At 47.5% G+C, this 360-nt stretch carries 1 protein-coding gene; it reads left to right on the top strand.

What is annotated here, in order from left to right:
- The coding region (locus J9889_RS21715) for an IS630 family transposase (protein ID WP_210558139.1) at positions 1-337 on the top strand (337 nt) is incomplete at its 5' end.
- Positions 338-360: the final 23 nt, after the last annotated feature.

The following is a 360-nucleotide window of genomic DNA, read 5'->3' as shown; positions in this document are numbered from 1 at the left end:
AAAGAAAAACTCATCCCTGTTTATCGCCATGCTGGAAAAGCTGCGTCGCCACTACCGACGAGCCAAAACCATCACGCTGATCCTCGATAACTACATCATTCACAAAAGCAAACAGACCGAGCGATGGTTGAAGAAAAACCCTAAGTTCTGCCTGGTATTCCAGCCAGTTTACAGTCCTTGGGTTAATTACATAGAACGGCTGTGGCACAAGTTGCATGAAACCATCACGCGCAATCATCAATGCAGAGGGATGGCCAACCTGCTGGCTCGAGTGAAACACTTCATGGATACCGTGTCTCCTTTCCCGGGGAATGGCTATGGCACAGCAAAGGTGTAGCACTATTAGGATCAGTTATTTAG

Source organism: Aeromonas sp. PrichA-15 (genome assembly GCF_017939245.1).
Lineage (GTDB): Bacteria > Pseudomonadota > Gammaproteobacteria > Enterobacterales > Aeromonadaceae > Aeromonas > Aeromonas caviae.
This window is presented reverse-complemented; position numbering and strand designations above follow the sequence as displayed.